Consider the following 25498-nt stretch of genomic DNA (forward strand, 5'->3'; position numbering starts at 1 on the left):
GGATGACCACGGCCGGGGTGAGGTTCGGCGTGGTGGTGACTGCCTGCGCGAAGGCCGCGAGCGGCAGGACGAGGGAGATGGCGACACAGGCGAACGCCAGCGCCGCGAGCAGAAGCTTGCGGGTCATTATGGTCTCTCAATGTTTGGAAGCCGGTGACGGAACTTATTGCGCCAAGAATTGGTAGTGGTGCGGAACCGTGAGGACTACCGACAATGCCCCACGTTTGGTGTCACCAGGGCGATGGAAATTTCTATTTAGAACGGAACAGCACGGACGGAAGCGAGATATTCAGGGCAAGGGTGTACGCAGTAACGGAGTTTGGACACGGATACACAATTACAAAATTAGGTGAAAATCAGCCTCTCGAAATTGGGTCACTACCGGTGGGGCTCGAAGATATGAAATTGATCTGCGAGGTAGTGCTACGACTTTACTGCGAACGGTGACCCTATCCTATCCAAGGCCGCATCAACCATAAGGCCAGACGTGAGCTCCAAGTCGGTTTAGCCGAGGCAATTGCCGCGGGAGGCGCCTTGACGTCAGACAGGATCACCACGGGCGCAGGCGGTGCAACAATCGGCGGCACATCGAGCGGCACCAGCGTGGAGAGCGGCGCGCTAACCGGCTTCGCATCGGTGCTTCGGGCCTTCGGCGCCGCCTTGGGGTAGGGCGTCAGGAACTGGTCGCGTTCGGCCGTGCGCCGGGAGATCAGTTCCTTGTTCTTCGTCCACGACATGATCGCGGTGGAGCAGCCCTTCCGGTCGCCGGCATTGAGCAGGCGCAGGAACGTCGAGCCGGTGAAGCCGCCCACGCCTATGTTGAAGGCGATGGAGATCAGAGCATCTCGCTCGTGGTCCGCCACCGGGACCTTGATGCACGACAGGATCGGCAGGGCGTGCGAGGCCAGATCCTCAAGAAAGAACGCATCGGCCTGGGCCTGCGTGATGACCTGGCCGAGCTTGACGCCCTTGGTGTGGCCATAGCCGATCGTCGGCACACCGACGCTGTCGAGGTAGGCCTTCAGCCGCACACCTTCCCGCGATTTGAGCGCGGCAAGGCCAAGCGGCGTCATGATGGCGGACGCGGCCATGCGTAGTCTCCCGAATGGTGAATGCAATATTAACTGCCTACGGTCGGCTTCTCAGACCGGGGCGGATTTTGGGATGCAGCACTTCGACAACGGGCATTTGCCGGAGCCGGAAGATCACTTCGTCGACGTCTTTGTGGACCGGCTTCGAACGGTCGCTGTGCTGGGCTTTTTGATCGGGGTAGAAGCAGCCGGCCTTGGCGCAATGGCGTTTGGCGCTGTGTCCCTCAGCAGGTGGCTGACGGCATAAGCCGGCGCTTTAAACGACAGGCCCCGAGAGGGCATTGACTGCTTAACTTAACAACTGTTAGTGCAGCCACGCTGCTCGCCTGACCGCGAATTCAGGTTGAGTTGCGGCGGGCTGAGCGGCCGACCGCGAATTTGCTGCTCGGCCCGCATTGGTCTCACCCCGAACTCCGCCGCCGGCCTTAGGGTCCGACTGGGGTGCGCGTCATCAGACGAGGCGGGCGCCGTCAGCCTATTTCTGCTCGGCGGACTTGCGCAGCTGGATCAAAACAGGCTCCGCGTTGGCGTAATGCGCGTCGACCCCTTTCGCTTCCTGGATGCTTCCATCCTTAATAAGGGGGGAGATCTGCCTGAAATATCGAGGGATCGCCCGAGCCCAGCCCTGGCCTTTATTTCGGTCTATACCTTTGAAGGCGATGAAGCCTTTCTTTTCCAGCCGGACGAGAATGGCGTTGACGTCAAAGGTAGCTTTGATGATTTCGGCGCGCTTACCAGGCTCATCAAAAGCTTTTTGCAGAACCGTTGCTTGCCATTCCATGTCCCGCGCTAGCTGTTGCCAGCCCTCGGGGTCGGATGGCCTGCTCCTATCAAATCGCTTAGCGAGCGTATCCAGCCAAACACCTGCAAAAAGACCGGAAATTGCAGCCAAACTAATGTGATAAATAGGGTTGCTACCTATCTCAGAGAGCCAAGACATGACGCCTCCAATGTTGGACGCCAATATCTGATCGCCGCCAAATTTTTTGGCCAACTCTTCGATGTTCACACCGCATAGCGATATGAAGGCGAAGCCAAAAATCCTGCTGACAGTGCCACGGAGGTTCGGTCTCAAAAGCATCCATCACTGATGCCCTGTCCGCAGATCGGTGTGGAGTCAGAATATGGGCGCCCGCTAAAAAATCTTGGCCATGGCGTATGGGCACCGAAGCGCATTGGGGCACAATCAAATGAGCCTCCGGAAATGATGCTGTAGACATGCAAGGTTGTCGGGTGAGCCCCGCCCCTCTCAACCCGCCCAGGTCTTCATCCAGTTCGGTTCGGCGCGAACGACGAGGGTGGCGGTCAGCGGCACCGCGCTCTTGACGCCGGCCACGAGGTGGAGCTCCCCGAGCCGGCGCACGCGAGGCTTCGGAATGAACTTGAACAGGTCCATTTCGAGGGTCGCGGCGGCGATGTCGCCTGTTGGATTGATCGGCGTCGTGCTGGGCATGATCGCGGTCAGAGGGACCGGCGTCACACCAGCCCGATAGTAGCTGTAGAGCCCGAACTGGACGCTGGCGGCTGGGACCGCCGAGAAGTCGCGCAGAACCACCTGCGTGACCTCGACGTCCAGCAGCTCACCCTCAAACACGATCTCCGTCGCATCCTGGGTGAGGTCTACCTTCACGCGGGCGATCTCAACCGGACCAGGCAGCGAGTAGATAACGGGGTCTGCGCCAATGCCGTTCGGCTCGCTGATACGGATTGCACCGGCCTGCAGCAGCGCACGAGCGACGGCACCGCCCGCATCGCCTGCTAAGAACCCCTTTCCGCGAAGCACCGGAAAAGGAGCAGACGCCGTTCCAGACGATCGGCGGCCCCCGGATAGGGCTCGAAATCCAGCCATGCGTCAGATCCTCAGTGAACCAGCCGGGAGCCGCGCGCCACCAGGGCAGGACGCAGCATCGCGTAGGGGAGAGCGCCGGTATCGATGCCGGCGAGCTGAGCGAGGCCGCCAGCGCAGCCGCTCACGTTGCCGAAGCGCATCCATGAAAGCTCGATGCGATCGTTGATCGAGCCCATCATCGTCCCGGAGGCGACGCAGGAGACCATCAGGTTCCGGCAGTCGGTCAATCGGGCCTTCAAGGCGCCGAAGGGTAGAAGGGTGGAGACGGCCTCACCGTAACCGCCGTTCAGCCCGCCGCCCCCCTCAAGGAGCACGCGGCCCGCGTTGCCGATGTAGCGCTGATACCAGTGCGCATCGATGTGGGGGTAGCCGAACATGGTCACCGGCTCAGGGACGTTGTTCTTCTCAGGCCCGACCCATGACTGCATGACGAGTTCGGCTTGTCCGACCAAGCGCCGCATCCTGCGAACGTAGATGGCCTCGGACATGCCGGGAATGATGCTGTTCGTGAACAGGCCAGGGACGAGTCCCCAGGACTTCGTGTCTGCGACGAGTTCCGGCAGGCGGCTCGCCCACTCGGTGTTGGTGCAAATGGTCTTCAGGAACCCCGCCTTATAGATCAGGTAGGCGTCTCGCATGGCGAACCGCTGCGCCCAGGTGGCGTTCGGCCAGTCGTTCCAGCCGTTGATGAGGTTCAGACCTGCAGGGCCGAGGCCGCCGTTGTTCACGTCCACGTAGGAGATGGCGTGATCGTCGGTCGGCCGGATCTTCGCGGCTGGCAGAAGCGGCTCACCCGGTGACGCCGGCATCTCGGTCTCCTTGTTCGCGACAAGGACTTCGAGATCGGCGCGGTATAGCTCCGGGTCCGGATTGACGTTCAGAGTTGCGAACTTGATGCCGTCGGGATCGCGGGTCATGAACGTGCGCGTCATGAACGCCATCAGGCGGCGGTCGGCCATCCCCGGCAGCTGGTTGGGGCGCGGATCGATCCCCTTCCGACGCTGGCCTGTGAGCGGGTCGATGCCGATAGGACCTTGGCCGGCAAGGGGCTTCAAATCTTTGGTCGGCGGCCGCATGCCGGCGGTGATCTCGTTCACCGCCAGAGAGTTCTCCCGGCCCATGCTGGTAAAGCAGCCGAGCTTGTATGCCATGTCGCCTTCGTAGCTGGCATCGTTCCAGTTATCACCGGCGATGACACCGATGGTCGTGTTGAAGCCCGTGCAACGGCCGGTGACGCCATCACGGATCGGGGTTTGAATATCGACGCCGGTCACCAGGGTAATGTTCGGCTCGTTAGCGATCATCGAGTCGAACTTGTCCTGGGCCACCTTGAAGGTCGGCTTGATCTTTGGCGTCCCGCCAGGAACCTGTGCCTGCCAGTATTCCGTCACCTCCTTCGATAGGCCCCAGCGGCTGTTGTCCGAGCCTGGATTGATGGCGGGCTCGGCTTCGTTGTCCGTTTGGCACAGGGCGCCGCGTGTCATGACGCCGCCGATGTTGTTCGACGGCTCAAGCAGCTTGACCTTCGCGCCTTGGCGGGCTGCATCGACAGCAGCAAGGATGCCGGCCGGAGTCGCGGCCCAGACGACGTAGGGGTTCGTATTGGCCATTAGACGCCTCCGTTGACCTGGCTGAACACTGCGTTAATGGCGGCCATTTCGGTTTCGATGGCCGCGATGGTGGTGCGCGCGCCCAGGGTCCGTCCGGCCATGAAGTATCGCCACTTAAGAGGCGAGGCGGCAGTAAAGCCGCTGGTGGAAGCATAGGTCGCCATGACGTTCAGCGGGCCGCTTGGCATCGTTGCGATGGTGCTGCTTGTGACAAAGTCAAATACGCCGCCCGTGAACGTCTCGAACTGCGTTGCACTGATGCGGTTTAGCGCAACGCTCTTGCCAGCCAGAGAAAGTACGTTGCGGACTTCAGGCCCAGACCTGGCCGCGCCTCTGCTGTTGTCCCTGTTTGCGGTTAGATACAGGACGCTGGAGTCGCCCATGCCGATGCCGTTCGCATCGATGGTGGTATCGAACGGCTGAAGCATCATGAACTGGCTATCGAGCGCGAAGCCAAGGTCGTCGACCAGCAAGCCGGTGTTCCCGAAGGCGTTCGTTCCACCGCCCTGGATAAAGCCGGCGGGGTCATAGGTGATGCCCGTGCTGCCCGGAACGTAGGTGACCTTTTTGCCGTCCGGATTTGCAAGGTTGATCCGGTCGTTCTTCGCCGAGCCGGTGGCGCGCATGAAGAACTTCACGGCGCCGGTTCCATCGACGTCAAGGACGCCCTTGGTGTTCAGGCTGTTGAGAGACGTCCGCATCTGCTTTCGGACGAGCGGATGCACCTCATCAGGCCAGCGCGCCATGACGTCGTCGCCATAAGTCTGGCCCGTAGGGAAGCCGACCGAAAGGCGATCAAAGCGACAGAATACCGGGGCCGGAAATGATGCCGTTTTTCCCTCGGCCGGGCGTAGAGCGACTGAGATGACGCCAGGCCCAACATCGCCGTACTCCGCAGAGTCGCCATTGAACAGGATGGCGCTCGGCACAGTATCGTCGCCGACAGGATCGAAAGTTGCTTTTTTGTAGTTGAAGTTGATCGCCATGTCGGCACCCTCAGGTGCTTGCAGGAGAATATTCCGCCTCTCTGGATCTTCGAGAGAGATGACGCGGCTTTTCGCCTGCCCGAAAATCTTGGGCCAGCTGGGATAAGTCTTCGGTCCCATGGAGATGCTTTCGATGTAGGCGAGAAATTGGGGCGAAAGAAGTTTTTTGATCTTTTGTGTGCTGGCGTCCCAGATCAGGAACCCGTCATCATCGACCAGGGGGTCGGCCATTGCAGTCGCAGCACTTCCAACGAAGTCAGCAGCTTGGCGCGCATCGGTGACGCTGACCCATTGCCAGCCCTGGGGTGATACCGACCACGTGTATCGACCCGGGTTTGGCGTGGCGGCCGTGCCGGTGACAGGGTCCGTGTGAGTTCCAGTGTCGCTGTCTGGAACAGTCGCCCCTGCGCCAACCACCTTGCCGACGCGGCTCGCAAGATCAGCCCAACTCGACGCAAAGGTGACGCCTGCAAGCTGCCCGTCTTCGAGCTTCTTCACCCGCGCCAAGATCGAAGCCACGTCCGCGCCGCCGGCCAGCGCGTCCGACACGTCATAAAGGCGCAAGAAGCCTAGATCGGTCTGGTGGCCGTTGCCGTAAATCCGAAAGAACGGAACGCCATAGGCCGACGTCGGTGGGACGATATAACTTGGCGCACCAGGCGCTCCGTCCTTGCCGATGAACGTATCGACGAAGAAGGCGCCGTCTTGAACCGTAGGCTGATAGATGCCGCCGAGCCGGACGTTGCTCACCTGCCCGAAGGTCGACGACAGGTTCTGGAACCGCAGTTCGACCGCATGCTGCAGCGGGTCGCTCGGGTTCTGCGCCCGCTTGAAATAGTGCTGGACGAGGTACGCGCGGCCGGGGCGCATGTAGTATGCGCGCCGCGGAGCAACATCGATGTAGCCGGACACAGGGTCGGCATCGGCGCCGGAGATGCGCAGCACCTGGCCGAGGTCGCCGCCGTCCTCGATCGTGCCCCTGTCCAAGGCTGGCCGTAGCTTCGGAGCGCCGGTCATCACGCGCGTGAACAACGTCTTGGCATCGCCCGGCCGATCTGGCGCGCTGCCGACCAGATCCTCGTAGGGCGCGAGGCGGATCTGGAGCGCCGCAAGGACAGCCGCGAGGCCAGCAACCTTGTCCGCCTCGGCGATGGCCGGGTTGATCTTATTGCGCGCGTCTGCGCCCGCGTCCGAAGACGAGAGTTGAGATAGGGCCATGCGGTCCTCGGTTTGGAAGAGGTGCTAGAAGGCTTCGACGAGGTCGAGGGTCACGGTGCCGAACCGCGAAAGCTGCAGCTCGATCTCAGCGTCATCGTCGGACGCGCGACGCATCACGCAGAGCGGTCGAGCGAATTCCAGTGCGGCGCCCGCCGCATAGTCCGCCCGCAGCCAGGGGCGAACTACAACGCTGATGTTGCCGGGCGCGGGCAGCCCCCCGGCACCGGCCGGGTCGGGACTGGCAAGAGACGTGATGATGTGAAGGCGCCCGGCGATGCTGAACATCATGCCGGGGATCAGGAAGCCGCCGCGGTTGCGCTGGATGGTCAAGGCCGTGGCATTGAGCGCCGCCGCGAGAGCCAGCCGGAAATCGAGATCCGCTGACGTGTCTACGTTCGCATCCCAGGCAGGGTCGCGAGCCGCATCCTTATCGCCCCTGCATCGAGAGATGCGGCCGCCCGTCAGTGGGTCTGTGGCCCAGGGCACTCGCGCCCCCTCGCGTGGACCGACCAAGACCGTCCCGGCTCGACCATCAAGCCCGGCAAGGAGCGCCCGCATAGCGAGGACTTCCGCCGGTCGATTGACGGGAATGGTCAGGCTCGCGGTGATGTAGCCGGACGGCCCGACGACGATCAGTTCCTGGTTGGTGACAGACCGGCCGCCGCTCTTTGATGTGCCCTTGTTCGGGTTCCACCGTTCCGATGCGATCCGGAGAACCGAAGGCCAGGGAAGAGATGCCATCAGGTCACCGGAGCAAGAGAGCAGGCCCAGGCCAGTAGGCCTTTGGTGGTATCGCCGGCGTAGGAGATAGTCGTGCCCCCGGTGCTGAGGTTGAGACGACTCTCTACGGCCATGGCGCCGGTCGTGCCGGCGGAGGCTGATGTGTTGGCGGTCAGGATCAGCAGGTAGAAATCAGGGGAGACTTTCTGAATTGTCGCCGTCGCGCCGCTAAAGGTCGTGCCGCTCGGATTACCTATGCTAATGGTCCCGGCAGTAAGATCGAACGTTGCCCGGATGTAATCGCCAGAGCCCGTACCGCCGCTGTTGATGAGGTCGATGCGACCCGCCGAGCGGCCGGCGGCCTTCAGACCCCAGATCGCGCGGAGCTTGCTGCCTGAGGTCAGCCCCGTCGCCTTGTAGGCCACCGTGTGGGTGGTCGCAGTCCCGGTCGCCGTCTCGGGCAGGAAAGTCGCCTGAGCGCCGTCCGGCCCCGTTCCCTGCGCCACCGGCTGGCCGATGCCGGTCTTGATCCAGACCGCGTTGCTCAGGTCGTTCGGAAACTGCGTGACGTTGCCCGGCTGCGATGCCGCCACGATCACTTTCGGGCCGGCCGCGGCACTCGCGACATCCGACCCGTTCAGAGACTTGATGCCATAGGTGTAGACGCCGACATCAACGGGCGTGGTCGTAGTGTCGGACTGGTTCGGCCCTTCCGCCAGAACCGGCGGGAGAGCCACGACATCGGCAAGGGTTTTTCCATACCCGACCGCCTGAAAGACCTGGATGCCGCGTGCGTTGCCGGAACTGGACTGCTTGAACGAGTGGGTGACGACGTTGCCGTTGATCGTCGCGGACGTGTAGGTCGGCACGGCTGGCGCCGTCGCGTCGGCCGTCACTGCAAGCGTTGCCGTGTCGCTCCAATCGGAAAACTTGCCGCCGATCCGGAAGCGGACGCGAAAGGTAAAGGACTGCGTGTCGGTCAGCGGGCCGGCTTCGGCGGACAGGCTGTCGGCACGAATGCCGATCTGCCGATATTCTGTGTCAGGGGAGCCCGTGAGCTTGACCTGAGCCTCAGGGATCACGTCGGCACGGCTCGACGCCAGCCATGTGACCACGGCCCAGACGCCCACCGTTCCATTGCCGATCGCTCGGCGCTCCGCGCGGATGCTGACGATCGGCTTAGCGATCACGTCGATGCTTTGGATGGCCGTGGGCGCCGTCGGGCGCGGCGGCTCCTCGGTTGCCGGATCCCACTGGTAGGTCGACGGCCGGACAGACGCGAAGCCGACGTCGCAGCCGGAAAGCTCGCCGCGGATGGAGAACGATGACAGCCGGCAAGGCGCATCGATCAGCGGCCCAATCTCCGGCACCGGATCGAAGGTGACCTGTGCCGTTTCTTGGTCGAGGGCGTCGAGGACGGAAAAGTCGGTCCCGAGCGTGCCCTTCCAATCCGGGTTGTCGTTGTCGAAGCGGATCTTCGCGAGGCGCGCGGCCTGCGTCCAACTCGGGACCATGACCAAGTCCAAGCCGGTATCGAGTTGCCCGACACGGGCCTGCGATGCTTCGTCCTTGCGTGAGAGGAGCTCGGTCGGGCCGTAGAAATTATCTGGGTCCGTGTAGGACACGCTCATCCGGTTATAGGCGTCGAGCTTGTCTACGCCGTCGGTCACCGATGCAGTGACGATGTTCTTGGTGGAGATGTTGACGAGGGGAGCCACATACTTGCCCCCGCGGATGCCGATCAGACCGGACGGCCGGCGCACAAGCTGCGCATCGCAGGTGTCGCACATGCGAGCGAGGACGTTCTTCGGAGCCTCTAGCAGGCTGTAGGTGCCGCCGATCCGGTAGCGCGGCTCAAGCGTCCCATCCTTGCGCGCCACGGCCTCGGCGCACTCGGCGCGAAAGGCCTCGAACGAGGGCACGTCCATGCGCGAGCGGGCGAACCGCATCCCGTCACGGTGGCGCAGGTAGTCGAGGATGCACAGGGCCGGGCTTTCGGAAAAAGCCCAGGTTGCGTCGTTGTCAGGATCTTGAGCCGAATTGCTCGTATCCCAGACGCGGGCGCCTCGAACGACGAAACGGAGAACCGTCGCGTACCCCTGCGGATAGATGATCGACACCTCTTCCTTTTTCACACCGAGGAAGAGGCATGCGACGTAAGCGATACCGTTTAGCTGATGCGCCGCGGTCCACATCTCCGGATATGCAAGCCTGATGATGCCGGAGGCCGCCTGGTTCTTATCTCCGAGCTTCGCCTCGAACTGGATGCGCTGGAAGTATGGGTAATCAATCGTGGCGCCGCCGGCTTCACCTTCGCTTGTCGAGATGTGCCTGTCCCCGATCCAGTATTGCTCGATGCCGTCAATGCGATCGGTGGCAATCATGATGATCTGATAGAGGTTGTTGTTTCGAGCGTCCCAGAACGCCCGCTTGCCGCCCACCATCGCGCGGCCGTAGATCCGGATGCGCGCACCCATCGCCTCGTTGAGCGTGGCCTGCTGCGCCTGATCCCGCTGCTTGGGCGCGGTGAGCGCGCTGATGAGAAGCTGACCACCCAGCGATGCTCCCAGGATCGCCGCGCTGCCGACGGCGGTGGCCGCCGCAGCGCTGGCACCAGCGGCAGCGGTAACGCCAGCCTCCGCCAGCGCACTCAGGATGGCGAAACCGATCGTCTCCGCCATCAGACAGACCACGCCATGAGAGGGGCGGCCGAGCCGAACAGGACGCCGTCGCGAGTTTTCCAGGCCCAACCAGAGCCGGAGCAATTCAGCATCAGGAATGCACCAATCCGGGTTTCGATGACGCCGACATCGCCGGGGGCGGGGTCGGCAGTTCGAGCCAGCCCGGCCGTGACGGCGAGGCTGGCGGCAAGGGCTGGCAGGCCGCCCTCGCGCTTGAGGAGCCGGGCGCAGGACAGGGCGTCGTGATAGGTGCCGCGCAGGTGCGCTGCAGGATCGATCCCGACCTCGCCGGCGATCCAGTCGCAGGGCCAGAGCGAGCAATCGCACCGCCCCCATACGAAGGGAGAAGCGGCGCCAATGGTCAGATGCTGACGGAGTCGCACCAGTCGTCCAGCGTTCACGCGGGCCAGTAGATCGTCTTGCCGGGAAGGCTCGCTACCTGCTCAAGCCCGCGGTCGCCAGGGAACCGGGCGTTCTGATCCGTGTCGGTCAGGTAGCCGTAGGGTGCCTTAGAACGGTTCGCCCAAGGGCACTCAGCCGACAGGCTGACATTGAAGACGCCGTTGCCTTTGGCCTCGTACTTCATCTGGTCCATCTCGCCCTGCCAGATGACGGCCGGCTGATCGAGCAGCGCCCAGGTATCGGTGAAGAACTGGATGTAGACCCAAACGTCACGGCCCTTGACCAGGGTGCGCTGGCTCCGCGCGAGCGCCGCCGTGCGCGCATTCGTTCCGGCGAGCGTGAAGGTGGCAACGGGGGCCGTGGTCCCCACCGGGCTATCGAGGCCGGCGATCTTGCCCATGCCCTCGGATCCGCGCCAGACGTTGCCGTCGAGCGTCCGCAGCGATCCCGTGCCCAACCAAAAGCGGCCGGGATCGTCGCGAAAATCGAAGAACACCAGGAGCGCGGCACGGATGACATCGCCGCGCAGGGCCGCCGCGCGGGTCGCATCGAAATAACCCAAGGGTTAAGCCCCCGCTCGCCGCTGGATGTCTCGCACCTTGGCCGGGAGAGCCCGGTCATGATCTTCGAGGAGCAGACGGATTTCTTGGATCGAAGCGCCGGGCTGCGTGATGCTGAGCATGGTCCCGCCGATGGTGATGGGGCCAGACATCGGAGCCGGCTTTTGAGCGGGCGCCGCCGGCATGACCGGAACGACCTTTAGGACCGACGGGGAGGCTGGGCTCGGAACCGATCCACCAGCGGCGACGTAGCCACCGGCCGCGTAGCCCTGCGTCGCACGGCGCATGCGCTCGACGTTCCGGACGCCACCGTTCCTACGGATATCGTCCTGGCTGAAAACGATCTCGCCCTTATGGACGATGCCGCCCGGCTCGTGCTTCCCGCCAGGGCCGGTGTAGCCGCCAGTATCAAACAGCCAGGAAGCATCGGACCCGACGCTCAGATCCGGGCTGCCAGAGCCGAGACTGGCACCGCCACCGAGGAGGCTGCTGAACACGCTGCCGAGGAGCCCGCTTCCACCGGCCCCGCCGCTTTTGCCGAACAGGCTGTCGATCAGGCCCTGTTCGCCCACCTCGATCAGCTTATCGAGGAAACGGCTGGCGGCGTTCGTGAGGAGCTGCATCCCGCTCACGCCAGCGCGGATGTCGGAGACGATGCCGCGCAGGACGGTCCCGCCCATGTCGCGGATCATCGCCTGCTGCTCGCGGACCTCCTCCAGCCGATCGCGGTATTCGGCGGTGGCTGCTGACGTCTCCTTGATCCGGGCGATTTCAGCTTCGGACAGGGTGAGGTTGTTCTGCTTCGCCAGTTCCTCGGCGCGGGCGAGGTTGATGGCCGTCGTGCGCTCGGCATTCGACTTGCCGGAGGCCTCGGCCTCGGCCTTCAGCGACGCCGTCGTGCGCTCCAGGCTGTTGATGTAGGTCTCGACCTGGTTGAGGGTTTCGGTCGGAGTCGTGCTCGTCGGCGTCTTCGTTTTCGGCGCCGTGATGATCGGCTTGGTGGTGTCTTTCTGAAAGGGCGCGAGCATATCGCGCGAAGCCCGCTGCGCCTGGTCGATCAGCGTCCGGTTGCCGAGATTGCCACGCAGCTTGTTGAGCGCGTTGTTCATGTCGGCGTCGCTGGTCGGATTGACCGTCTCGGTCCTTCCGATGTCCTTCTGCAAGCCAGACTTGGGCATATCCTCTTCACGGAAAACGTCGCGACCGAGGATGGCCGGCTCGGTGTTCCGCATCTGCTCGGCATATTCGCGAGCCTGCTTAAGGATGCTGACGGCGGCCCGAGCGCCGCCGGCCATCAGCTCCTTCCAGGCGATCGCATCCTCGCGCAGCCCCATGCCGGCGCGGGCGAGCTCGGTGTTGAATTCGCGACCAGCTGCGTCGAGCGTCGCCTGCGCCTCATCGAGACGACGCTTCAACTCTTGAGCGCGGGTGATCTCTTCCGGCTTGAGCAGGACGAGATCGGGGTTCTTCACGTCGTTGATCGACTTCTTGAACTTGTCGATGTCGAGGGTGCCAGCGCGGATACGGTCGACGAGCTCAGGCGGGAAAATCTTCGAAGCGAGGTCGAGGGCGGCGAGGTCCGCCCCCTTCGCCTGGAGCTCCGTGACGATGTCGAGGGCCGCCCGATACTGCGCCTCAAGCCCGCTCGCGCCTGTGAACTGGTTCACCTGATCGGACGTGACGTTGCCGGCGCCCATCTGCTGGCGAAGTCGTGCCTCGAAGGCGCTGCTGTTGCGCGCGTCGGTGCCGCCCTCTCCCTGTTTCACGGTGAAGGCGGCCTTCGCCATGTCGAGCGACTTGGTGAGGTCGTCAACGTCCACCTTTAGAGACCGAGCCTGCGCCTGGTAGGTCTGAAGGAACGTGGTCGAGATGCCGAGCCGCGCCGCGTCCTCTCCTATCTTGGCCATGCCGTCGAGGGCTTCACCCGCTGCCCGTGCCGCCGCAGCCATGCCTTCGAGGACGAGGCTGGCGACCTGGAACGCGACGAAGCCTGCCACGGCCAGTTTTGCAGCGGTGGTGATGGTGTTCAGCGCGCCGGGGATCTTGTTGACGGCGGTGATGCCGGCGAAGGCCACATCAATCCCCTTGGCCGCGCTCTGGAAATTTCCGAGCATATCGGCCGACCGCTTTGCCGCGATATCGCGCACGCGGCTCATGGCAGAGTCGAAGGCCGTTATGTTGGCGCCGATGGGGAAGTTGAGGCCTGCCACTACTCATCATCCCCCAGCGCGCCAGACACGGCACTGGATGCCGCGCTCTCAAGCTCGTCTGCGTGCTCATTGATCGGCGGGAAGAAGAACGGGTGCGCCGGCTGATGCACGGTGCCGAATTCCGTCAGCACCGCTTCGTCGTAGGTGATGCCGTTGCCGGATGGCCGCTCGGTCTCCGGCGTGCCGCCTGCGCTGATGGTCACCTTCAGGTTCTTCTCGTCCCGCTCGACACGGACGCTATCTCTGAGCCCGTCGCTTTTCTCCGGCGCGCCGGCCCGGATCTCGTCGGCCACCGGCTCGGCTGCGGCCTCCAAGGCATCGACGATACGGCTCCGCAGGCGAGCCTTACGGGTCGATGACAGGATGAGCGTCGAGAGACCCTCGAAGCCCATCGTAATCATACGGCCGCTCGCGCGAAGGCGTCGGTCTCCGTCCACGTGGAAAGGGCCGGCTCGATGCCGAACAGATGCGCCTCAAGGATGCGGGCAACGAGCGGGGCGTAGGTGGCGGCGGGCTGAGACGACAAAGCGTCCTCAAGATCCGGAGCGACAGCCCAGGCCCGGCCAGGCGCATCGATGCAGGCGACCGCCATAACCCGGAGCAGTTCGTCGGAGCTCCAGTCGCCGATGAGAATGCGCTGATGAAGGGCGAGCAGCGGGCCGAACCAGACGCGATGGATCTCGGCCCAATGTGCGCCGGGCTCCAAACGGAAGGTGTAGGACTTGCCGCGCACGATGGCCTCGACGTGCGTCAGTGCGGCGGCTTCGGTTGCGTCAGGCATCGAGACCGGCATCCTTCATCAGCATCTCGTCGAACTCATCGCCGCCCAACGGAGGCGGGCTGTCGTCGCCGCCCTGCGAGCGGTTCCAGCCGGCCACGGCGGCCGACAGCTGCCAGAGGCTGGCCTCGTCTACGTCTCGGCTTGACCAGCCGATGGCGCCGCCGGTGGCGTAGAAATCGGAGAAGGCGAGGCGGTCGTCATCGCCTCGGTCGTGGCCTTCTCCGTCGATCCGTTTCCCTCGACGGGATCATCCGGTTCGCCGATCAGCGACGCGATCAGGATGGCCCTCGCGAGGACGAGGCTGCCGCGGATCAACCGAGGCGGGTCGGCATACTGGCGGACGAGGCGAACGGCCTTCGCAGGCTCCACTCCACCACCGATGAGGCCGAGCCGGATGGTCTCCCTGGCGTCGTCGATCCACCAGGAACCAGCGCCCATGTCTTCGAGCAGCCGGCGAGGGCCGACCGGCTTCTCACCCGCCTCGATGCGGGCGACGTTCACGGACTGCTGAAGCATCCGCAGCTCGCCGATCGCGAGGCGGAAGCGATATTCGCCGTCCGCGAACGGGAGGGTAACGGACCCGTCTGCGCTCACGGGGTCACCGGGGCGATCTTGGTGACAGGGCCGTCGCTCGACAGACCGATCTCGACCTTGATGCGGTCCTTTTCCTCGGCGCCGTAGTTGAGCTTCGTCAGCTTGTAGTTGCCCTGGTAGGTCCGCGTCCCGTTGATGACGATCTGGACCGGGCGGCTATCGCCCTTCTCCAGCCAATCGTCCCACCGATCTGCGCCCGACAAGACGAGCCAGCCATTGCCGCTGACATCGGACTGCAGGGTGGAGACCTCTCGCTCCAGCCAGGCCGGCGCGTCGAGGTCGTCGCAGTCGTAGACCGCGAAATCCTTGGACTCGGCCGAGCGGTTGAAGCTCTTCGAGTTGATGCCGCATTGAGGCGCGAACACCGTCGGAGCGGCGGCGGTGCTCAGTTTGATGAGCAGCTTGGACGAAGCAAGGGTCTGCGGGCGGGCCATGTCAGGTCTCCAGGTAGATGTGGGGTCAGGTCGGTTCGGTGAGAGCCCGGAAACCGATCACGGCGTGGCGGGTGTTGCCGTCTGGATCTCGAAGGAAGCGCGAGCCCGTCCACGAGATGTCGACGAGCCGGATGGTCTTGATGGTCACTTCCACGCCGTCGAGCGCCGCGCTGACCGCCGCAGCAAGTCGTTTGACCTCTGGGTAGCCGACGGCCCGCGACCAGGCGTGAAGCGTCAGGATGACGTCCGCCCCATCGTAGCAATCGGCCCAGGCCGGCAGGGTCTGGTCCTCGCCGATGGTGACGTAGGGGAAAGCCGCCTGGGCCGGCACAGTGTCGTAAACGCGCCCGGAGATGAGCGCCGTTACCGCAGGATCGGCCTTCAGGGCGGCGACGATGGCGCCTTGTAGGTCGAGGCTCGGATCGCTCATGGTGCCTCGCCTGCAACGCAGACCATCGTCCACCACTGGCGCTTGCGGTCCATGTCGGCCGCAGCTTGGACCGCGTAGACCGTGTTCGTACGGAGATCGACGACCTCCCATTCCGGGGTCACCGCCGATGTCTCGCTGTCGAACCGGACGATGATCGTGACCGGCTGCTGGCCCTGCAGGCGCACGGCGAGAACAGCCTCGCTGCCCGGCTTCATAATGAACTGAGCGCGCCGCTCGAACCTCGCCTCGAAGTCGCCGGGGACGGTGTTGCCGTAGGCATCCTCGGTGCCCCCGCGCTTGCGGAGGCTGACGCGCTCGACCAGATCGCCGCTGCTTGGCATCAGACGCTCATCACGCGGGTGTTGGAGAGCAGCGCCTCGACGCCCATGGGCAACTGCTCGGGCTTAGCTTGGCTCGACGTTACAGCCTCGCGGTTGGCGTACAGGTGGCCGACCATGAGTAGGATTGCATGGCGGATGGGCGCGGGGCCGAGCCACTTCTTCTCGTCGCCGTCTCCGGTGAAGCCGTAACCCGCCACAAACCGAACGGTAGTCGACCGCTCGTCGGCCGCCGCGGTCTCGCTGACGATCTCGACTAGCGGCGGAAGCGGGAGGCGACGGTCCGAAGCCCACGCCCAGGCCGGCGTCACCAGTTCAAGGGTCTGTAGCCCGAGCGCCCGCCCAAGCCATCCTTCCGGGCCGTCCAGCCAGCCCGTCGCTACGGCGACAAGGTCGGCGATGTACTCATCGTCGTCACCATGCTCGACACGCAGGTGCTTCTTCGCCTGGGCCGTGGTGATGAGTGGATCGGGCGGGACGACGACGACGGCGCGCATGAAAGGTCAGGCCTTGATGCGGCGCGACGCGGTCTCGCCTTTATTGGCCGGCTCCGGCTCCATCTTGTTCTGAGGCGCGGCCATGGCCTTACCTTCCGCGATCATGCCACGGTCGAGGAGGCTTTTACGGTCGGTCGCGTTGTCGACCTCGATAGGGTTTCCGACGTCGTGAATGACGCCGTCATGGAAGAACGGCGACTGGACAATGAGCTTGGACATTTCTTCACCCACGCTGCGCGAGGTGACGGGCGCCGAGATTAGCGCCCGTCATTCTTGGCTCAGACCGAGGCCGGGAAGGTGCCGCCGACGAACGCGGTGGGCCGGGTGACGGTGAGCGCCAAGCGCTCCTCGCCACGGAGGGTGAGCATGTTCTTGACGAAGTTGTCCCGATCTTCGGAGCTGATCTGGACGTTCGCCTGCTCACGGTCCCAGATCTTCGCGGCCAGCGAGAATGCGCCGACCATGAATGTTCCGACCGCCATGGCGTCGCTCTCCACGACACGCAGGCCCCAGAGGCGTGGTTCAGCGCCGGTGGTGACTGCCGCGTGGAGGTAGGCGCCCTGGCTATCCTTCAGGAGCTCCAGTTCGGCCCAATCCTGCGGGTTGAGCACAACGGCGGTGGCGGGGAAGTAGGACTTCCGCACCTGCAGCTTGGCCCAGCGGATGTGATCCACCTTGTTAGCGGCGGCGGGAATGCCGGTCGCCGAATAGGCGGTGCGCTGGGTGTAGAGGCCGTTCATGTTGCCGGTGGTGCCGGCGCCGAGGAGTATCTGGTTCTCCTCGGTCTGCTCCAGGCCGATGCGCAGATCGGTGTCGATCAGCGACGCCAACATCGGCACGTCGTCGTAGACCTGCTTCGACACCGGGATCCAGTGCGCGATCGTTACGACGGGGGCCTGCGCCGCCGTCTAGGTCATGTTGCTCTCGGGCTTGAGCACGCCCTCGGCGACCACGGCAGCGTTGTTCACGAGCGGACCCTGAACGCCGTACTCGATGAGCTGCGACTGCGTGCGGCCGACCGGGATGAGGTCGCGGACCATCAGCGGACGGTTCTGGCGGGTGACCATCTCGGCCTGCTCAGCGGTCACCAGCGGGTTGCGGGCGGCCGGGGCAGTCGGGGTGGTGATGGCCTTGAGCTCTAGGGACACCGTGCCCTTGCCACCGCGGGCGCCCACCGACTTGAACTCGGCATTCTCGCCGAAGCGATCGCCGATGCTCTTGGTCTCACGGGGACCGCCGCCGAGGAGGCCGACGCGGTTGGCCTTGCGCTCGATCTCGTCGGCACGATCGGTGGCCTTCTTGATCTCGCCCTGTAGGTCGCGCAGGTGGCCTTCGAGGACGGCGGTGTCGGCCTTCTCGCCACGCAGCTTGTCGATGACCTCGGCAAGGTCGGAGGTCTTCTTGTCCAGACCGTCGTAGGTGGTCTTGATCTCGTTCTGGACGGCCTTGATGAAATCTTCCTGGTTCGGCTCGGCGGACATTGTCTCACCCTCTCGCGGTACGGATTGCATCGAGGAGCGCGGATTTCACCGCCTCCGGTTCATGCTGTCCGCCAGCGTCCCGCGTGGCAGTCAGTGCGCCGAACCCACCATCGAGGAGGGCCTCGGCATCCTTCCGGCTCAGTTCGCAGCCAGCGTCCCGCATGGCCTTCTGAAGCAGAGCCCGAAATTCTCGACGCTGCATGTCGGCTGCCTTGACGGCGCTGATCAGAGCGTTGCGATCGGCCGGCATCACCACGACGCTGACCTCTCGAAGATCGATCTTCTTGAGCACCCGAACGCCATCGCCGCGCTCAGAGGCGCCGCCGGCCGGGATGCTGAAACCAATGGACATGCCGTCCACATCGCCGTTCTTCAGCGACGCATAGACGTCCTCGGCCATGCTGTGGCCGGGCGTTAGGCGCCCTTCCACGATCAGACCCTTGTCGTCCTCCTTGAGGGAGGTCCAGCGGCCGATCAGGTTGTCCGTGTTGTGCTGCCACAGCATCGGCAGGCCGGTCTTGTTGGCTTTGATCGTCGCGGAGTAGGCGCCCTTGACGATCGTGTCGCCGTAGCTGTCGACATCGCCGAACACGGACGCGTAGCCCTTGATCGTGCGCGTGTCGGCGGCAACCTCGACGTCGTCGAGGGCGGTGAACTTGTATTCCATGGGGTGAAGCCTCGTCAGGCGGCCGGCTTAGCGGTGGCGTTCTGGGAGCCACGGAAGAGTTCGTCGCCACCTTCGATCGGGTCGCGGTCTTCCATCGCGCGGATTTCGTTCTGCGTGTGCCAGGCCGGCGCGCCACCGGAGCCGAGGGCCTTGGTGTAGTATTCAGCCCGGTCTGCCGCCGCGCCGCGCATCAGCCCCTGCAACAGGAAGTGCGCATAGGTCGACGGGTCGTCGAGCAGGTCGCGGTCGAGCGAGTGCTCCCAGCGCTGTATCCACGGGTCGAGCGTGTGAACGACGTGAGCGATGAAGAACTGCTCGGTGGAGGCGAAAGTGGCGGTCTTATCCGCGTGCATGAGCATGAGCGGTAGGACGCGGAAGGTCCGGCCGATCTCTTCGATCTGAAACCGGCGGTTCTCGATGTGCTGCGCGTCGACCGCAGTCATCATCATCGCGGCGAATTCCCAACCACCGTCGAGGACCGCGATGCCGCCCTCGCCGCCGGGGCCGAACTTCTTCTGCCACTCCTCGCGGAGCTCGGCCTTCTTTTCGGGCGAGAGCGCCGTGCCCTTGTTCGCAAGGATGCCGCTGGGACGACCGCCGGTACGCTGAAGGTTCGCCTGCGACTCTTCGAGGTCGAGGGAGAGGCCGAGAACCGATCGAGCGAGGGACACAATCGGCAGCCCGCGGACGCCATCCATGGTCGGCCCGCGCAGGTGGAACACGTCCTTGGCGTCCAGGTCGGTCTGACGACCGTCAATCGTGGCCCGATAGGAGAGGGTACCCCTCTCGAATTTGACCTCCATCTGGTCAGGATGGACCGGGATCAGCTCGTCGATCTTGCCGTTGACGCGACCGATGACGGAATATGCGTTGCCGCAGAGCACGGCGTGCATGGTCATCTGTTCGCGCCACTCGAACGAGGTCTGCCACGAGTTCGGCCGGCGGTGGAGGATCATATAGACCGGGTCGTCAGTCGCAGGCTTGCGATAGGTTTTCCCGTCCCGCTCCTCTTCACGAATGACCTTGAGCGGCACCTGGGCCACGCCCTCGGCGATGACGCGAACAGCACACAACACGGCGGCGAGCTGCAGGGCTGTGTCGGGCGTCAGACTGACGCCACTCCGCGTGAAGAGGTTGCGATACGCCTCCGGCAAATTCCGGATGAAGTTGTCCCCGTCAGATGCTCTTGGGCCCCATCGTGAGAGGAGGTTTGTCCAAAATCCCATGCTGTGACCGCCTACAGAACGAGGAGAGAGGACGTTTCGAGATACGACGGCGTGGAAGCCTGCATTTCGTTATCGGCAGCACCCACGGCCATCGCGATCGTCACGATGCCGTCGATCCGGCCTCGCGACCGCTTCTTGTCAAAAGCTCGATTGCCCTGGCCGTCCGGCGACATCTGCGCATTAGCAGCGCAGGCGTAGGTGACGGGCGAGTCCTCGATCGTGATGCGCTTGGTGAGGATGCGATCCTCCAGGCGCTCGATGGACCGAGGCATGACAAGCTGCCGGTCCTCGTAGACGACCTTATTGCCCTGGCCGTGGGCGACGAGCTTGAGCCCATCGCCTTCGGGCTCGTCGGCCCCCTTCCACCGCCAAACCGCGAGACCAATGTCCTCGCAGGCAGCGATGAAGTCCGCCATGCCGGCCGGGTCGAAGGCTAGGAACTCCACCTCGTGTTCGGCGACAAGCCTTGCGACTTCGGCGGCGACAAAGCTCTTATCGATCACGGAGCCGGGAACGGCGGTGATCTGCTCGGCCTCGGCCCATTCGTCATAGGGCGCCTGGTCGCGGCGAGACCGGTCGACGATCCCGTCCTTCACCGTCCAGTACCAAGTCTTGACGTAGAGATGCCCGTCCTCGCCGATCCACACCGCCGACAGGGCGGTGAGATCGTTCTTCTTCGACAGGTCGAGGGAGAGCCAGCAAGGCCGGCCCTTCATCTCATCGACGTTGACCTCGCCCTGGACGGAGGCCCAAGCCTCCTCGGCAATCCAGAATTCCGTCGCGCCGACCGGGATGCCGAAATACAGGCGCTTCACCGACAGCATCGTCGAGAGCATCTGTTTCGCCGTGTTCACCTCGCCGCGGATATTCTCGATTGGAAACGTGATGCCGAGCGCCGGCAGGGCCTTGCCCCAGCATGCCTCGTTGTCGAAGACCGTTTCTCGATCCGCCTTGTCGACGCGGGCCACGAAAGCAAACGCCTCGTCGTCCCTGATCTCGCCCTTGGCGACCTTTTGGTAAAACTCGCTGTACTCGGTGCCGACCCTCTGAGAGGTAGCTGGCGTGTTGGTCCCGAGAAGCATCAGGGCGTCGCCGGGCATCTTGGCGATGGCACGCTTCCAGGTCTCGATTGCCGTGCTGGCCTTGAACTCGTGGATCTCGTCGGCCAGCACTGCGGTAGGACGGGGGCCTGATACCGCCTCACCATTCGCGAGCGTCTGGAATTTCGACCCGGTTTCGATGTGCTCGATCTTCCAGGCGTTGTCGCCTTCGCCGCGGATGACGACCTCGCCCCTCTGCTCCAGCGTGTCGGTTTCGTCCTCGGCGCCAGGGATGGGAGCTCAGCTCATCGCGACGGCATCGGAGAACAACACGTTCGCCGTCGCCTTGTCCTGGCCGATGGCATAAACCGAGGAGCGCGGCACCCCGTACCATCCCATGAGGTAGAGGCCGATCGCCGCCATCAGCGGTGACTTCGCCTGCCCCTTGCCGGTCTCCAGCCAGCCGTTGCGAAACCGCATCCGGCCGCTCGCCATCCGCCACCCGAACAGTGAGCCGACCACGAACGTATGCCAGGGCAGCGGGTGGAATGGGTCGCCGGCTTTCGCTCCGGCTGTGATGGTCAGGACCGCCGGCGGGAACGCTAAGGCGCGACCCGCGCGATCCGGAGCCCAATAGAGGCCGCGAGCCGCTCCGTCGCGCAGATCCTTTAGATGCCGCTCAGCCGCATGTCGAACGAGCTCACCGGCGAGAATACGGCCGGCGACGACATCGCTGGCCCATGTGGTGGTTGGATCAGCCGGCAAGCGGCTTGAGGAAGGCGTCCGCCGCACGAGCCACCCTCGTTTTCTTCTCGACCTTCGTGGCCTTCGAGCGCCGAACCGGAGAGAGGCCCAGCTCGGCCTCGGCAGTCCGCACGGCCTCGTCGGCCTGCTTCATCACGGTCCAATAAGGATTGATCTGCGGGACGCCTGTCGTCGCCGCCTTGATGATCGGACCTTGCTCTGCGAGCTGGCGTGCCGCGCGCTCGTACACGACGCGGAATTCCACAAGCCGCTTGATCGCGTGGCCGTTGGCGACCGACAGGATGCCCCGGCCGGACATCTCACTGATCACTGCCGCCCATTCGTCGCGTGCGAACGCTAGGTCCATCTCGTCCACGAAGGTCTGCGACCAGTCGGGGGCGGGCGGCGTGCCTTCGCCGCCGGGGATCGCTTTCAGGGTCATCGTGTGTGCCGCTGGAAATAGCCCTGAGGGCTAGCAAGTTAGCTCTAAGAGCTGATTTAGCGGCCGGCGGGCAGGGCTTTAGTCCCCGCCGCCACCGCACGAACCGCCGTCGCTTGACGAGGACAAGCCACTGTCCGACCCGCAGGACGACGTGTCCGCAGAGTGCGGGCTGTAGCCGCCAGCACCCGAGACGCCGAGCGGCCAGGGGTACCCGCCGCCAGCACCGCTCGTGTCGTTGTCGTAAGACACGCGACGAGCGCGATCCTCTGCCTCGCGACGGCGTTTCTGTTCGTCCTCACGTCGCCGATTGAAGGTGCCGAACATGGGAGCCTCGCAGTGATCGTGGTACAGACTGGTTTAAGGAGCTACGCACGATGCAGTCGAAATTTACGATCTATGGTGCCAACATCATTGAGCAGTCCGACGGAATACTGGCGTTCTTATGCACTGGGATCTTAGTATTTTTCGAAACCGAAAGCATTTTCATTTATAGATCGACATACATCGCGGGAAAAGAACCTGCGACCTACGTAGACGATGGCATAGGGATCGCTGTAATTCCTGACATCCCAGACACGCTGCCGATTTGCCGAAACCTACTCAATTCAAGCGAGTTTGAACCCCAATTTGAACCCTTTCCGATTGAAAAAGTTGTGGGCTTCTTGGAACCTTTAAAGCACGCCGAAGGCACTGCAGCCTCTATACCGCAGATTTGCTTGCCAAACCTACAAGCTAGATTTCCGACGACCGGAGGGACGATATCTGTCGAGAGGTATAAGCACGGCTCATTGCACGTGAAGATCCATCCTCATGCATTATGAAAATAAGAATGGCTCCTGAACGACTTGTCGATCTAGAGCCGGAGAGGGTGAAACCCCCATTCGGAAAAATCTGTTCAGTGCGAAGGTAGGGGAACGGCTGGTCGGGAACGAAGAAGTCCCAGACTTTCAAGCCCCCCCTCCCAGGTCCCAGGTGCATATCAGCTCATAGCCACGGGGTGGATGGTGGATGTGGTATGGCCTCGGACGAGACCTCTCGCGTGAATGATCTGGATCACGTCAGAGGCTGTGATCACCGGGTGACTGCTCCCATCGGGGCAGGGGCAGGGCGTGTCTATGTCGTTCGCAGCTAAAGCGGTCATTGCGACACTTGTATCGATCGTCTCGCTGTGCGCCTCAGCTGGCGTAGCTATTCTGATCGTGTGGGGCGGCGTCGTCGGATCGCTGTGGGTCCTGTTTGCCCTGGCGTTGATGATGCCCGCAAACTTCCAGGGCACCGGCATCATCGCTTACATCGCGACCATCCTCTGCATCCTGTTTCTGCTGCTGCTCGTCGTGGCTGTCGGTGTTGCATCAGGCATCGTTGTGCTGATGCCTGCCATACGCCTGCTTGAGCATTGGTATGGACCTGTGATCAGGAGGCGACGCGCGGGGACAGGTGCTGGCTCGCATGTGACAGCGTCTCAAGCTCACTGAAGGTACGTCAGATCGCATTGGCGATCAGGCGCGGTTCCAGGGGTGCGCCGGGTCTTTCGGTCTCCCATCCAGCGTCACGCCGATGCGGTGGCCTCTGGCCTCCTCGGATCGGATCGCGCCGTCATGGCATGGGGCGCACACGCTCTCTAGCTCGCCTTCCCAGAACATGGTCTCGTTGCCCTTATGCGGGATGACGTGGTTCGCCACGGTGGCAGCAACAGGCCGATGGTCGGTCGAGCATCGATTGCACAGCGGGTGCGCCGCAAGTTGCGCCAAGGCCTTCCTTCGCCAACGCTCGCTGCGATACCAAAAGCGCCAGGGTTGATTGCTTCTGGCCTTGTCGTGACTGCGGTTGCGCTGGCGGCTTCCAACCATGAGCCTTGTTCCCCGCGACAACCACTTAGATGCGCCGCTGCAACAGTTCACAGCTACTCATTGCAGGGCGGCGTCCAAGTCTTGCGTAGCATTCACGGTATCGTCACAACCGCTTGCCGCCTATGCACGCGGCATTGGGGAACGTCATGAACGGGCGAATTCTTGTGGCCGCTGCGCTCGTCGCGGCAAGTGTGGGCGGCTGCGTATCACACCAGGTACGGGACCGTAGCGATTTCCTTGCGGAAGGTGTGAGGACCTACACAGGCGAGTCGCGGGAGCGCGTGGTTGAGGCCGCTCGAACCGTACTCCAAGTGTCCGATCCCACGGACTTTGAGTTCCGAGATACGCTGACCGGCTTTACCGGCCTTCGCCGCTACGTAATCTACGCAGTTCTTGCCGCAAGCAATGGGCGCGAGAAGTGGGAGTTCCAGACGGAGCCGGACGGGAAGGCCGTTAAGGCTGCAATCACTGTATCCGAAGCAGGCGTTGCCACCGGAGGCTACTCTACGACCCCGTACGAAGGGCAGATGGCGAGTGTGCCGCTCTATCGCCTTTTCTGGGACCGGGTCGACTACATGCTGGGCAAGCGGCCGGACTGGGTCTCCTGTGAGCAGGCTGACGCTGCGCTGAAGGCCGCCGGAACCGGATCTCTTGCCCTCGGCGGTCTTTGCGGACCGACCAGCGATGGGCGAAACGCGCCTCCGCCAGAGCCCCTTCCGCAGTTGCCGCGATCAGGAAAGATTGCCCGGTCGGGGCGCTAATTAGAGCCTTCTTTGAGGGGTCGCCCCAATGGGGTGACCCCCGCTTTACCAGCCTACAAAGTGGAGAAGCGGTCTGACCCGTCTCCGTCGCGGCTCAACTGGCGACGCCCGTAGCAGGGCGGAGGTAAGCGGCGGCTGTCAGATCTTGAAACTATGCCACCAGCTGGACTTGCGCAAGCTCCAGCTCCACAGGAACCGGTGCGCCAAACATGGAAACCGAGACCTTTACCCTTCCAGTGGGCATCACCTCCTCAATCTCGGCCGGCAGACTTAAGAACGGCCCATCTGTCACGATGACCCGCTGACCTACGGCGATGACGACTGGTGCGGGTTGCTCATTCTTGAACACGTTGTTCGCGAAGTGCTGCAAGGCGATCGGGTCGAGCCGAGCGGGCTTGAGCACCTGGCCGTCGATGTTGCCCTTCATCGTCGTGTCCTCGGTCATGTAGCAGACGACCTCGGCGACAGGTGGCGCCGAAGGGCGGGCCTCGAACTCGCGCCGCACGACCTCAAGGTGACCTTCGTCCTCAACCCCGATGAACACCGTTCGCGCCAAGGTCGGCCGCAGAGTGTCGATCCGCCGGCCACGCCGAATGACGACCTCCATCGTGCACGGCTGAAAGGTGACTGCCTGTGATCCGGAGATGGCCTTGAGCGCCAAATCCTTCATGCGGGGGGCGATCCGGACAACGTGCCAGGACAGGCTCGCATCGATTGCGAAGGGTGCTGCCCCTACTTGGGGATCGGCTGAAATCTTAGCCGGTGCCGCAGCAGTCGGGCTCATCGCGCTGGCGAGCCTGCGCTCCTGCCTGCGCCTGTTTCGGTCTCTAAGACGCTGCTTCTTGTCCCGTCGGGCCATGCGATCTCCTTGAACGATCTGGTGCAC

The 25498-nt window shown here is 63.5% G+C and carries 28 protein-coding genes and 1 pseudogene; 4 read left to right on the plus strand and 25 right to left on the minus strand.

Annotation, left to right across the window (positions count from 1 at the left end):
- Positions 1-449: 449 nt before the first annotated feature.
- On the minus strand, positions 450-1091 hold the full coding sequence (locus tag FPV16_RS22980) for a lysozyme (protein WP_227440855.1): 642 nt from the start codon (positions 1089-1091) through the stop codon (positions 450-452).
- A 73-nt stretch (positions 1092-1164) separates the two neighbouring features.
- Between FPV16_RS22980 and FPV16_RS22985 the strand changes: the two genes are divergently transcribed.
- Positions 1165-1338, plus strand: coding sequence for a hypothetical protein (locus FPV16_RS22985; protein WP_227440856.1), 174 nt, complete (start codon positions 1165-1167; stop codon positions 1336-1338).
- A gap of 228 nt (positions 1339-1566) precedes the next feature.
- On the opposite strand, the gene FPV16_RS22990 is transcribed toward FPV16_RS22985, so the two are convergent.
- The 23 genes and pseudogenes from FPV16_RS22990 to FPV16_RS23095 all read right to left on the minus strand — a co-directional run bounded on the left by FPV16_RS22990 (position 1567) and on the right by FPV16_RS23095 (position 22001).
- Positions 1567-2100, minus strand: coding sequence for a hypothetical protein (locus FPV16_RS22990; RefSeq protein ID WP_227440857.1), 534 nt, complete (start codon positions 2098-2100; stop codon positions 1567-1569).
- A gap of 240 nt (positions 2101-2340) precedes the next feature.
- Positions 2341-2721: a hypothetical protein gene (locus FPV16_RS22995; RefSeq protein ID WP_227440858.1), complete on the minus strand. Its 381-nt coding sequence runs from the start codon at positions 2719-2721 to the stop codon at positions 2341-2343.
- A gap of 230 nt (positions 2722-2951) precedes the next feature.
- On the minus strand, positions 2952-4550 hold the full coding sequence (locus tag FPV16_RS23000) for an FAD-dependent oxidoreductase (protein ID WP_227440859.1): 1599 nt from the start codon (positions 4548-4550) through the stop codon (positions 2952-2954).
- Complete coding sequence (locus FPV16_RS23005) at positions 4550-6754, minus strand: hypothetical protein (RefSeq protein ID WP_227440860.1); 2205 nt, start codon at positions 6752-6754, stop codon at positions 4550-4552. Before FPV16_RS23005 ends, FPV16_RS23000 begins: the two co-directional genes overlap by 1 nt.
- 24 nt (positions 6755-6778) lie before the next feature.
- Positions 6779-7495 carry a hypothetical protein gene (locus FPV16_RS23010; protein ID WP_227440861.1) on the minus strand — a complete coding sequence of 239 codons (717 nt, stop codon included), beginning with the start codon at positions 7493-7495 and terminating at the stop codon, positions 6779-6781.
- Entirely contained in the window at positions 7495-10155 is a 2661-nt protein-coding gene (locus tag FPV16_RS23015) for a phage tail protein (RefSeq protein WP_227440862.1), read from the minus strand. The genes FPV16_RS23010 and FPV16_RS23015 overlap by 1 nt, the downstream gene beginning before the upstream one ends.
- The gene (locus FPV16_RS23020; protein ID WP_227440863.1) at positions 10155-10538 is read right to left on the minus strand and encodes a DUF6950 family protein; all 384 of its coding nucleotides are present in this window, start codon (positions 10536-10538) and stop codon (positions 10155-10157) included. The genes FPV16_RS23015 and FPV16_RS23020 overlap by 1 nt, the downstream gene beginning before the upstream one ends.
- A gap of 14 nt (positions 10539-10552) precedes the next feature.
- Complete coding sequence (locus FPV16_RS23025; protein WP_227440864.1) at positions 10553-11119, minus strand: hypothetical protein; 567 nt, start codon at positions 11117-11119, stop codon at positions 10553-10555.
- 3 nt (positions 11120-11122) lie between these two features.
- Positions 11123-13273 carry a hypothetical protein gene (locus tag FPV16_RS23030; protein WP_227440865.1) on the minus strand — a complete coding sequence of 717 codons (2151 nt, stop codon included), beginning with the start codon at positions 13271-13273 and terminating at the stop codon, positions 11123-11125.
- A 53-nt stretch (positions 13274-13326) separates the two neighbouring features.
- Positions 13327-13728 carry an HK97-gp10 family putative phage morphogenesis protein gene (locus FPV16_RS23035; protein WP_319802270.1) on the minus strand — a complete coding sequence of 134 codons (402 nt, stop codon included), beginning with the start codon at positions 13726-13728 and terminating at the stop codon, positions 13327-13329.
- On the minus strand, positions 13725-14108 hold the full coding sequence (locus tag FPV16_RS23040; RefSeq protein ID WP_227440866.1) for a GTA-gp10 family protein: 384 nt from the start codon (positions 14106-14108) through the stop codon (positions 13725-13727). Before FPV16_RS23040 ends, FPV16_RS23035 begins: the two co-directional genes overlap by 4 nt.
- A gap of 129 nt (positions 14109-14237) precedes the next feature.
- Positions 14238-14702, minus strand: coding sequence for a gene transfer agent family protein (locus tag FPV16_RS23045; RefSeq protein WP_227440867.1), 465 nt, complete (start codon positions 14700-14702; stop codon positions 14238-14240).
- Positions 14699-15136: a phage tail tube protein gene (locus FPV16_RS23050; RefSeq protein WP_227440868.1), complete on the minus strand. Its 438-nt coding sequence runs from the start codon at positions 15134-15136 to the stop codon at positions 14699-14701. Before FPV16_RS23050 ends, FPV16_RS23045 begins: the two co-directional genes overlap by 4 nt.
- 25 nt (positions 15137-15161) lie before the next feature.
- Positions 15162-15566 (minus strand): DUF3168 domain-containing protein, encoded by a 405-nt coding sequence (locus FPV16_RS23055; protein ID WP_227440869.1) that lies wholly within the window; start codon positions 15564-15566, stop codon positions 15162-15164.
- A complete protein-coding gene (locus tag FPV16_RS23060) occupies positions 15563-15907 on the minus strand; it encodes a head-tail adaptor protein (RefSeq protein WP_227440870.1) in 345 nt (114 codons plus the stop codon). The genes FPV16_RS23055 and FPV16_RS23060 overlap by 4 nt, the downstream gene beginning before the upstream one ends.
- Positions 15907-16401 (minus strand): head-tail connector protein, encoded by a 495-nt coding sequence (locus FPV16_RS23065; RefSeq protein WP_227440871.1) that lies wholly within the window; start codon positions 16399-16401, stop codon positions 15907-15909. Before FPV16_RS23065 ends, FPV16_RS23060 begins: the two co-directional genes overlap by 1 nt.
- A 6-nt stretch (positions 16402-16407) precedes the next feature.
- Positions 16408-16620 (minus strand): hypothetical protein, encoded by a 213-nt coding sequence (locus FPV16_RS23070; protein ID WP_227440872.1) that lies wholly within the window; start codon positions 16618-16620, stop codon positions 16408-16410.
- Positions 16621-16679: 59 nt separating this feature from the next.
- Positions 16680-17912 (minus strand): annotated as a pseudogene (locus tag FPV16_RS23075) (phage major capsid protein).
- Complete coding sequence (locus FPV16_RS23080; RefSeq protein ID WP_227440873.1) at positions 17887-18549, minus strand: HK97 family phage prohead protease; 663 nt, start codon at positions 18547-18549, stop codon at positions 17887-17889. Before FPV16_RS23080 ends, FPV16_RS23075 begins: the two are co-directional and overlap by 26 nt.
- 14 nt (positions 18550-18563) lie before the next feature.
- Positions 18564-19703 (minus strand): phage portal protein, encoded by a 1140-nt coding sequence (locus FPV16_RS23085; RefSeq protein WP_227440874.1) that lies wholly within the window; start codon positions 19701-19703, stop codon positions 18564-18566.
- A gap of 83 nt (positions 19704-19786) precedes the next feature.
- Positions 19787-20947: a terminase TerL endonuclease subunit gene (locus tag FPV16_RS26360; protein WP_319802271.1), complete on the minus strand. Its 1161-nt coding sequence runs from the start codon at positions 20945-20947 to the stop codon at positions 19787-19789.
- A 168-nt stretch (positions 20948-21115) separates the two neighbouring features.
- Positions 21116-21607, minus strand: a complete 492-nt coding sequence (locus tag FPV16_RS26365) for a terminase large subunit domain-containing protein (protein ID WP_319802272.1) — start codon at positions 21605-21607, stop codon at positions 21116-21118.
- A complete protein-coding gene (locus tag FPV16_RS23095; protein WP_227440875.1) occupies positions 21570-22001 on the minus strand; it encodes a phage terminase small subunit P27 family in 432 nt (143 codons plus the stop codon). Before FPV16_RS23095 ends, FPV16_RS26365 begins: the two co-directional genes overlap by 38 nt.
- A 374-nt stretch (positions 22002-22375) precedes the next feature.
- Here FPV16_RS23095 and FPV16_RS23100 point away from each other — a divergent pair, with 374 nt between their 5' ends.
- The 3 genes from FPV16_RS23100 (at position 22376) to FPV16_RS23110 (ending at position 24612) form a co-directional block, all read left to right on the plus strand.
- Positions 22376-22822, plus strand: coding sequence for a hypothetical protein (locus FPV16_RS23100; protein ID WP_227440876.1), 447 nt, complete (start codon positions 22376-22378; stop codon positions 22820-22822).
- 294 nt (positions 22823-23116) lie between these two features.
- A complete protein-coding gene (locus FPV16_RS23105) occupies positions 23117-23476 on the plus strand; it encodes a hypothetical protein (protein WP_227440877.1) in 360 nt (119 codons plus the stop codon).
- Positions 23477-23997: 521 nt separating this feature from the next.
- Positions 23998-24612: a hypothetical protein gene (locus tag FPV16_RS23110; protein ID WP_227440878.1), complete on the plus strand. Its 615-nt coding sequence runs from the start codon at positions 23998-24000 to the stop codon at positions 24610-24612.
- A 151-nt stretch (positions 24613-24763) separates the two neighbouring features.
- Here FPV16_RS23110 and nusG read toward each other — a convergent pair whose 3' ends face one another.
- Positions 24764-25471, minus strand: coding sequence for a transcription termination/antitermination protein NusG (gene nusG, locus FPV16_RS23115; RefSeq protein ID WP_227440879.1), 708 nt, complete (start codon positions 25469-25471; stop codon positions 24764-24766).
- Positions 25472-25498 lie beyond the last annotated feature (27 nt).

It is taken from the genome of Methylobacterium sp. W2 (assembly GCF_020662345.1).
In the GTDB taxonomy this organism is placed as follows: Bacteria; Pseudomonadota; Alphaproteobacteria; order Rhizobiales; family Beijerinckiaceae; genus Methylobacterium.

Coding starts and splice junctions, on each gene's coding strand:
- FPV16_RS22980 (WP_227440855.1), bottom strand. CDS start 1,091: ATGGCCGCGTCCGCCATCATGACGCCGCTTGGCCTTGCCGCGCTCAAA.
- FPV16_RS22985 (WP_227440856.1), top strand. CDS start 1,165: ATGCAGCACTTCGACAACGGGCATTTGCCGGAGCCGGAAGATCACTTC.
- FPV16_RS23000 (WP_227440859.1), bottom strand. CDS start 4,550: ATGGCCAATACGAACCCCTACGTCGTCTGGGCCGCGACTCCGGCCGGC.
- FPV16_RS23005 (WP_227440860.1), bottom strand. CDS start 6,754: ATGGCCCTATCTCAACTCTCGTCTTCGGACGCGGGCGCAGACGCGCGC.
- FPV16_RS23010 (WP_227440861.1), bottom strand. CDS start 7,495: ATGGCATCTCTTCCCTGGCCTTCGGTTCTCCGGATCGCATCGGAACGG.
- FPV16_RS23015 (WP_227440862.1), bottom strand. CDS start 10,155: ATGGCGGAGACGATCGGTTTCGCCATCCTGAGTGCGCTGGCGGAGGCT.
- FPV16_RS23030 (WP_227440865.1), bottom strand. CDS start 13,273: ATGAGCCGCGTGCGCGATATCGCGGCAAAGCGGTCGGCCGATATGCTC.
- FPV16_RS23035 (WP_319802270.1), bottom strand. CDS start 13,728: ATGATTACGATGGGCTTCGAGGGTCTCTCGACGCTCATCCTGTCATCG.
- FPV16_RS23040 (WP_227440866.1), bottom strand. CDS start 14,108: ATGCCTGACGCAACCGAAGCCGCCGCACTGACGCACGTCGAGGCCATC.
- FPV16_RS23050 (WP_227440868.1), bottom strand. CDS start 15,136: ATGGCCCGCCCGCAGACCCTTGCTTCGTCCAAGCTGCTCATCAAACTG.
- FPV16_RS23055 (WP_227440869.1), bottom strand. CDS start 15,566: ATGAGCGATCCGAGCCTCGACCTACAAGGCGCCATCGTCGCCGCCCTG.
- FPV16_RS23060 (WP_227440870.1), bottom strand. CDS start 15,907: ATGCCAAGCAGCGGCGATCTGGTCGAGCGCGTCAGCCTCCGCAAGCGC.
- FPV16_RS23065 (WP_227440871.1), bottom strand. CDS start 16,401: ATGCGCGCCGTCGTCGTCGTCCCGCCCGATCCACTCATCACCACGGCC.
- FPV16_RS23070 (WP_227440872.1), bottom strand. CDS start 16,620: ATGTCCAAGCTCATTGTCCAGTCGCCGTTCTTCCATGACGGCGTCATT.
- FPV16_RS23080 (WP_227440873.1), bottom strand. CDS start 18,549: ATGGAATACAAGTTCACCGCCCTCGACGACGTCGAGGTTGCCGCCGAC.
- FPV16_RS23095 (WP_227440875.1), bottom strand. CDS start 22,001: ATGACCCTGAAAGCGATCCCCGGCGGCGAAGGCACGCCGCCCGCCCCC.
- FPV16_RS23100 (WP_227440876.1), top strand. CDS start 22,376: ATGCAGTCGAAATTTACGATCTATGGTGCCAACATCATTGAGCAGTCC.
- FPV16_RS23105 (WP_227440877.1), top strand. CDS start 23,117: ATGTCGTTCGCAGCTAAAGCGGTCATTGCGACACTTGTATCGATCGTC.
- FPV16_RS23110 (WP_227440878.1), top strand. CDS start 23,998: ATGAACGGGCGAATTCTTGTGGCCGCTGCGCTCGTCGCGGCAAGTGTG.
- nusG (WP_227440879.1), bottom strand. CDS start 25,471: ATGGCCCGACGGGACAAGAAGCAGCGTCTTAGAGACCGAAACAGGCGC.